Here is a 6,747-nt window from a genome sequence, read left to right on the forward strand (position 1 = left end):
AAATTAAACCTGGTTCAGCCGTTGGGCGATAAAAGAGATCAGTTGGCGGGCAATCTTGCCCTTGCTGGTCTGGGCAAAAACGGTGGCGTGCAACTCACGGTCGATCACGCTGATGGCATTTTCCTCGCTGTTGAAGCCGATGCTCGGGTTGGCGACATCATTGGCAACGATCAGGTCGAGGTTTTTGTCTTTCAATTTGCGAGCGGCGTAGTCCAGCAAGTGCTCGGTCTCGGCGGCGAAGCCGACGCTGAACGGGCGGTCCGCACGCGTAGCGATGGTAGCCAGGATGTCCGGGTTGCGCACCATTTGCAGGAGCAAGCCGTCACCGCTCGTAGGGTCTTTCTTGAGCTTTTGCGGGGCGACGACTTCCGGGCGGTAGTCTGCAACCGCTGCCGAAGCGATAAACAGGTCGCAGGGAATGGCCGCTTCACAGGCCGCCAGCATGTCCCGGGCGCTGACTACGTCGATTCGCGTGACGCGATCAGGGGTCGGCAAATGCACCGGGCCGGTGATCAAGGTGACGCGTGCGCCTGCCTCGACCGCCGCTTCGGCCAAGGCAAAGCCCATTTTCCCTGAGCTATGGTTGGTGATGTAGCGCACTGGGTCGATGTTTTCCTGGGTCGGGCCGGCGGTGATCAGCACGTGCTTGCCGGTCAGGGCCAGGTGCTGGAAGCACTCGGCGGCGCACAGCGCCAGGTCGGTGGCCTCGAGCATGCGGCCCATGCCCACGTCGCCGCAGGCCTGGCTGCCGGAGGCCGGGCCGAACACCTTGAGGCCACGGCTTTGCAGGAGTTGGGTGTTGGCCTGGGTGGCCGGGTCGCGCCACATGGCCTGGTTCATGGCCGGGGCGATGGCGACGGTGGCGTCGGTGGCCAGTACCAGGGTGGTCAGCAGGTCATCGGCGATGCCTTGGGCCAGGCGGGCGATCAGGTCGGCGGTGGCCGGGGCGATCAGTACCAGGTCGGCCCATTTGGCCAGCTCGATATGGCCCATCGCGGCTTCGGCTGCCGGGTCCAGCAGGTCGAGGTGAACCGGGTGGCCGGAGAGCGCCTGCATGGTCAGTGGGGTGATGAACTCACTGCCGCCGCGAGTCATGACCACGCGCACTTCGGCGCCCTGGTCGAGGAGCCGGCGGACCAGCTCGGCGCTCTTGTAGGCGGCAATGCCGCCGCCGACGCCGAGAACGATGCGTTTCCGATACAGACGCTGCATTGGTTTGCCTTTCCAGTTCAGTGATGCCAGTTCAGTGACGCGTGCGATGCCCCCTCCCCAGGTGAAATCGCATGCAAAAAAGAGGGCCTACGATAACACAGCGTCTGCCCCGCAACAGCGGCGCACATGGCGCACATGCAAAGGGAAGTGGAATGAGTATTCGCGATTGGCCGGTGGCAGAACGGCCCAGGGAGAAGCTGTTGGAGTGGGGCGCGGCGAGTCTGTCCGACGCCGAATTGCTGGCAATCTTCCTGCGCACCGGGGTTTCCGGCAAGAGCGCGGTGGACCTGGCGCGGCATCTGCTGGCGCAATTCGGTGGCTTGCGTCCGCTGTTGGAGGCCAGCCAGGCACTGTTCAGCCAGCATCTGGGCCTGGGGCCGGCGAAGTTTGCGCAATTGCAGGCTGTGCTGGAAATGTCCCGGCGCCACCTGGCCGAGCGGCTGCGCAATGATTCGGTACTGGAAAGCCCGGTGGCTGTGCGTGATTACCTCAAGGCGCTGTTGCGCCATGAGCCCCACGAGATCTTCGGTTGCCTGTTTCTCGACTCCAAGCACCGGGTGCTGGGCTTTGAAGCACTGTCCGAAGGCACCATCGACGCCGCTGTTGTTTATCCGCGGCAAGTGGTCAAGCGCGCCTTGGCCTACAACGCGGCGGCGCTGATCCTGTGTCACAACCACCCTTCTGGAATCGCTGAACCCAGCGCGGCTGATCGAAAATTGACCAAATTACTGCAAAAGGCTCTGGAATTAGTGGATGTGCGGGTGCTCGATCACATCATCGTGGGAGATGGAGACCCCTTGTCGATGGTCGAATATGGCTGGATATAACCCCGCCCTGTGGGGCGGGGCTGGGGGCTCAAGGCTTGACGCTGACCTTGGAGAAATCCTGGCGCCCGAACGGGCTCACCTGGTACCCCTCGACATTCTTGCGCGCCAGGGCAAACGCCGTCGGATGTGCCAGCGGCAGCCACAGCGCCTGCTGCTGGATCTGCGCCTGGGCCTGCTGATACAGCTTGCTACGCACGCCTTGCTCGCTGGTGGTTTTGCCGGCACTGATCAGCTTGTCCAGCGCAGGGTCGCAGTAACGCGCGAAATTGGTGCCTGACTTCACCGCCGCGCAGGAGAACTGCGGGGTCAGGAAGTTATCCGGGTCGCCGTTGTCGCCGGCCCAGCCCATGAACAGCAGGTCATGCTCGCCCGCCTTGGCGCGGCGAATCAGCTCGCCCCATTCGATCACGCGAATCTCGGCCTGGATGCCGACCTTGGCCAGGTCCGCCTGCAGCAGTTGCGCGCCGAGGTTCGGGTTGGGGTTCAGCAGGCTGCCAGTGGGGCGAGTCCAGATAGTGGTCTTGAAGCCGTCCTTGAGTCCGGCCCGGTTAAGCAGGGCCTTGGCTTTGGCGAGGTCCTGTGGATAACCCGGCAAGTCTTTGGCGTAGCTCCAGGTGTTCGGCGGGTAAGGGCCGTTGGCGGCTTCGGCGGTGCCTTCAAACACGGCCTTGAGGTAGCTGCCTTTGTCGAAAGCCAGGTTGATGGCCTGGCGCACTTCAGGCTTGTCCAAGGGTGGGTGCTGACTGTTGATGGCCACGAAGGCCGTCATGAAAGCGGCGGTTTTTTCCACCTTGAGCGCGGGTTCTTTCTCGGCCTCGCCTACATCAAGAGGTTTGGGCGACAGGGCAATCTGGCATTCGTCGCGCTTGAGTTTCTGCAGGCGGACGTTGGCGTCCGGGGTAATCGCGAAAATCAAGTTATCCACAGGCGGTTTGCCGGCGAAGTAGTCCGGGTTGCCTTTGTAGCGCACCACGGCATCCTTCTGGAAACGGCTGAAGATGAATGGCCCGGTGCCGATCGGCTGGCTGTTGAGTTTCTCCGGGGTACCGGCCTTGAGCAGTTTGTCGGCGTATTCGGCAGGGTAGATAGAAGCAAAGCCCATGCTTAAGGCGGCGAGGAAGGTAGAGTCGGCGTGGTCCAGGGTGAAGCGCACAGTCAGCGGGTCGAGGGCGTCGATCTTCTTGACCAGTGTGGGTAACTGCAGCGACTGCGCGTGCGGGAAGCCACTCTGGGCGATCTTGTGCCACGGGTTGGCTGGATCGAGCATGCGTTCGAAGCTGAAGCGTACGTCTTCGGCAGTCAGGGTGCGGCTTGGGGTGAAATAGTCGGTGTGATGGAATTTCACGTCCGGGTGCAGCTTGAAGGTGTAGGTCAGGCCATCCGGCGAGACTTCCCAGCTGTCCGCCAGGCTGGGCACCAGTTTGCCGCTGGCCGCATCGTAGTCCACCAGGCGGTTCATCAGCACATCGGCCGAGGCGTTGGTGGTGGTCAGCGAGTTGTACTGCACCACATCGAACCCTTCGGGGCTGGCCTCGGTGCAGACGCTCAGGTTGTTGGCCGCAGAAGCCAGCGGGGCGATAAATAGAGGGGCTAGCAGCAGCGGTAGGGCAGCGAGGCGCATGTTCGGTTTCCTTTGCAGATCGAAGGCCCATCTGCGAGTGCAGTCTGGAAAAGTCCTACCGTAGTGGCCTGATTGATAAATGACTAGTCCATTTTTGCCTGTGCTTTTGCTGCAAATGCTGTTTTGATGGCGCCTCAGCGCGTTTCGCCGTGCGCTTCACTGCGCGCGCGAGTGCTGTAAATCATTCTGTGCGACGAGCGGTCGGCTGTTGCAGCGGCCCCTCCTGGCTACGGTTCGGGGGTCTGTCGCCGAGATTTACGCCGGTAAAAACACACGGGCTGTTGTTGCACTGGGGTCTTTCTGGTATAAAGCAGCGCTCTTTTCTAGGGGCCCGGTTCCTTCACTGTAGGTGTAGCCGGTAAGACCCTTAAAGAAACGCGGCGCCTGGCGCCAAATGACTGAGAGATTAAGCGGCCAACCCATGCCGGGTTGGGCATGTGGTTTTAGAGGGCTGAGGCATGTCGAGAGTCTGTCAAGTTACCGGTAAGGGTCCGGTGACTGGGAATAACATTTCCCACGCAAATAACAAAACCCGTCGTCGTTTCCTGCCGAACCTGCAGCATCACCGCTTCTGGGTTGAAGAAGAGAAACGTTTTGTTCGCCTGCGTGTATCTGCCAAAGGCATGCGTATCATCGACAAGCGTGGCATCACTGTCGTGCTGGCCGAAATCCGCGCCGCTGGCAAGATCTAAGGAGCTTTATCATGCGTGAATTGATTCGAATGATCTCTAGCGCCGGTACTGGTCACTTCTACACTACCGACAAGAACAAGCGTACTACCCCGGACAAGCTCGAAAAGAAAATGTTCGACCCGCGCGTTCGCAAGCACGTGATCTACAAAGAAGGCAAAATCAAGTAATTGATTTTCCTCCTTGTGAAAAAAGCCCGTCTCTCACGAGTCGGGCTTTTTTTTGCCTGCGATTTGCTGATCAGGCTTTCTGTTCAAATACCACGTAGATTTTGCGGCACGGTTCCAGCACTTCCCAGGTGCCGCTGAAACCGGCGGGGATCACGAAGCGGTCGCCGGCGCGCAGGGTCTTGGCGTTGCCCTCGGCATCGCGCAATACGGAAACACCCTGGACGATTTCGCAGTATTCATGCTCGGTGTAATTGACCTTCCACTGCCCGACTTCACCTTCCCAAACCCCGGCACTCATCTGGCCGCACGGGCTGTTGTAGTGGTTGTAGAGTGTTTGTTCGGGATCGCCCTTGAGGACTTTTTCCGCAGCAGGGCGGTAGCGATCTGGGGCGGTGCTGGCTTGGCTGAAGTCGACGATGTCCTGGATGCTCATGTGCGTGTCCCGTCTGGCCTGCGGTTGGAGAGCCCAAAGTCTATGTTTATTAAAATGAACATCGCAAGGGCGTTTACCGGGCTTATGTCAAATATATTGAAACACCCCCAGCCGCTGGTTTAGGGTGATAGCCGCCTTGAGCCGAACAGCAGGCTGGCGGGGCAAGAATTTTTTGAGGCTGCCGGGGACATCGCCCGGCCCTTGTATTCAATTAGAGGAGGACACTCGCATGACCACCCTGACCCGTGCCGACTGGGAACAACGTGCCAAGGATCTGAAGATCGAAGGCCGCGCCTACATCAATGGCGAATACACCGCCGCCGCTTCCGGTGAGACGTTCGAATGCATCAGCCCGGTCGATGGCCGCCTGCTGACCACCGTTGCCAGCTGTGACGTCGCCGACGCCCAGCGCGCCGTGGAAAACGCCCGCGCCACTTTCAATTCCGGTGTCTGGTCGCGCCTCGCGCCGGCCAAACGCAAAGCCACGATGATCCGCTTCGCCGCGCTGCTCAAAGAGAATGCCGAAGAGCTGGCGCTGCTCGAAACCCTGGACATGGGCAAGCCGATCAGCGACTCCCTGGGCATCGATGTGCCGGGTGCGGCCAATGCGCTGAGCTGGAGCGGCGAGGCCATCGACAAGATCTACGATGAAGTCGCGGCCACCCCGCATGATCAACTGGGCCTGGTGACCCGCGAGCCGGTGGGCGTTGTCGGCGCCATCGTGCCGTGGAACTTCCCGCTGATGATGGCCTGCTGGAAGCTCGGTCCGGCGCTGTCCACCGGTAACTCGGTGATCCTCAAACCGTCCGAAAAATCCCCGCTGACCGCCATCCGCATCGCGGCCCTGGCCGTTGAAGCAGGCATTCCAAAAGGCGTGTTCAACGTGCTGCCGGGCTACGGCCACACCGTGGGTAACGCACTGGCGTTGCACATGGACGTCGACACCCTGGTGTTCACCGGTTCGACCAAGATCGCCAAGCAGTTGTTGATCCGCTCCGGCGAATCGAACATGAAGCGCGTATGGCTGGAAGCCGGCGGCAAGAGCCCGAACATCGTGTTTGCCGATGCGCCGGACCTGCAAGCCGCTGCCGAATCCGCCGCTGGCGCCATCGCCTTCAACCAGGGCGAAGTCTGCACCGCCGGTTCGCGCCTGCTGGTGGAACGTTCCATCAAGGATAAATTCCTGCCGCTGGTAATTGCAGCCCTCAAGGGCTGGAAGCCAGGCAACCCATTGGACCCGGCGACCAACGTCGGCGCGCTGGTGGACACTCAGCAGATGAACACTGTGCTGTCGTACATCGAAGCCGGCCACGCGGATGGCGCCAAGCTGGTGGCGGGCGGCAAGCGCACCCTGGAAGAAACCGGCGGCACTTACGTGGAGCCGACGATTTTCGACGGCGTGACCAATGCGATGAAGATCGCCCAGGAGGAGATCTTCGGCCCAGTGCTGTCGGTGATCACCTTCGACAGCGCCGAGGAAGCCATCGCCATCGCCAACGACACCCAATACGGCCTGGCCGCAGCGGTGTGGACGGCGGATATCTCCAAGGCACACCTGACCGCCAAGGCCCTGCGCGCCGGTAGCGTGTGGGTCAACCAGTACGACGGCGGCGACATGACCGCACCGTTTGGTGGCTTCAAGCAGTCGGGTAACGGCCGCGACAAGTCGCTGCACGCGTTCGACAAGTACACCGAGCTGAAGGCGACCTGGATCAAGCTCTAAGCAACACGCTGGGTCAAATGTGGGAGGGGGCTTGCCCCCGATAGCGGTGTGTCAGGCGCTAACAGTGCTCAC

7 protein-coding genes are annotated in these 6,747 nt (G+C 61.0%); 4 read left to right on the forward strand and 3 right to left on the reverse strand.

The window, feature by feature from the left end:
- Positions 1 to 3: 3 nt before the first annotated feature.
- Positions 4 to 1,212, reverse strand: coding sequence for a bifunctional phosphopantothenoylcysteine decarboxylase/phosphopantothenate--cysteine ligase CoaBC (gene coaBC / locus WBR57_RS24140; RefSeq protein WP_010207499.1), 1,209 nt, complete (start codon positions 1,210 to 1,212; stop codon positions 4 to 6).
- A 152-nt stretch (positions 1,213 to 1,364) separates the two neighbouring features.
- On the opposite strand from coaBC, the gene radC reads away from it, so the two are divergent.
- Complete coding sequence (radC, locus tag WBR57_RS24145) at positions 1,365 to 2,039, forward strand: RadC family protein (RefSeq protein ID WP_424087315.1); 675 nt, start codon at positions 1,365 to 1,367, stop codon at positions 2,037 to 2,039.
- A 28-nt stretch (positions 2,040 to 2,067) separates the two neighbouring features.
- On the opposite strand, the gene WBR57_RS24150 is transcribed toward radC, so the two are convergent.
- A complete protein-coding gene (locus WBR57_RS24150) occupies positions 2,068 to 3,660 on the reverse strand; it encodes an ABC transporter substrate-binding protein (protein ID WP_424087317.1) in 1,593 nt (530 codons plus the stop codon).
- Positions 3,661 to 4,118: 458 nt separating this feature from the next.
- On the opposite strand from WBR57_RS24150, the gene rpmB reads away from it, so the two are divergent.
- Positions 4,119 to 4,352: a 50S ribosomal protein L28 gene (gene rpmB, locus WBR57_RS24155; RefSeq protein ID WP_003176907.1), complete on the forward strand. Its 234-nt coding sequence runs from the start codon at positions 4,119 to 4,121 to the stop codon at positions 4,350 to 4,352.
- Between the two features lie 11 nt (positions 4,353 to 4,363).
- A complete protein-coding gene (gene rpmG, locus WBR57_RS24160; protein ID WP_003176906.1) occupies positions 4,364 to 4,519 on the forward strand; it encodes a 50S ribosomal protein L33 in 156 nt (51 codons plus the stop codon).
- A gap of 70 nt (positions 4,520 to 4,589) precedes the next feature.
- Here the strand turns inward: rpmG and WBR57_RS24165 are convergent, their stop codons facing one another.
- Positions 4,590 to 4,952, reverse strand: a complete 363-nt coding sequence (locus WBR57_RS24165; protein WP_424087319.1) for a cupin domain-containing protein — start codon at positions 4,950 to 4,952, stop codon at positions 4,590 to 4,592.
- A 229-nt stretch (positions 4,953 to 5,181) separates the two neighbouring features.
- Here WBR57_RS24165 and WBR57_RS24170 point away from each other — a divergent pair, with 229 nt between their 5' ends.
- Complete coding sequence (locus WBR57_RS24170; RefSeq protein ID WP_424087321.1) at positions 5,182 to 6,675, forward strand: aldehyde dehydrogenase; 1,494 nt, start codon at positions 5,182 to 5,184, stop codon at positions 6,673 to 6,675.
- Positions 6,676 to 6,747 lie beyond the last annotated feature (72 nt).

The sequence above is a fragment of the Pseudomonas sp. genome (assembly GCF_049590575.1).
Classification (GTDB): Bacteria; Pseudomonadota; Gammaproteobacteria; order Pseudomonadales; family Pseudomonadaceae; genus Aquipseudomonas.

Coding starts and splice junctions, on each gene's coding strand:
- coaBC (WP_010207499.1), bottom strand. CDS start 1,212: ATGCAGCGTCTGTATCGGAAACGCATCGTTCTCGGCGTCGGCGGCGGC.
- radC (WP_424087315.1), top strand. CDS start 1,365: ATGAGTATTCGCGATTGGCCGGTGGCAGAACGGCCCAGGGAGAAGCTG.
- WBR57_RS24150 (WP_424087317.1), bottom strand. CDS start 3,660: ATGCGCCTCGCTGCCCTACCGCTGCTGCTAGCCCCTCTATTTATCGCC.
- rpmB (WP_003176907.1), top strand. CDS start 4,119: ATGTCGAGAGTCTGTCAAGTTACCGGTAAGGGTCCGGTGACTGGGAAT.
- rpmG (WP_003176906.1), top strand. CDS start 4,364: ATGCGTGAATTGATTCGAATGATCTCTAGCGCCGGTACTGGTCACTTC.
- WBR57_RS24165 (WP_424087319.1), bottom strand. CDS start 4,952: ATGAGCATCCAGGACATCGTCGACTTCAGCCAAGCCAGCACCGCCCCA.
- WBR57_RS24170 (WP_424087321.1), top strand. CDS start 5,182: ATGACCACCCTGACCCGTGCCGACTGGGAACAACGTGCCAAGGATCTG.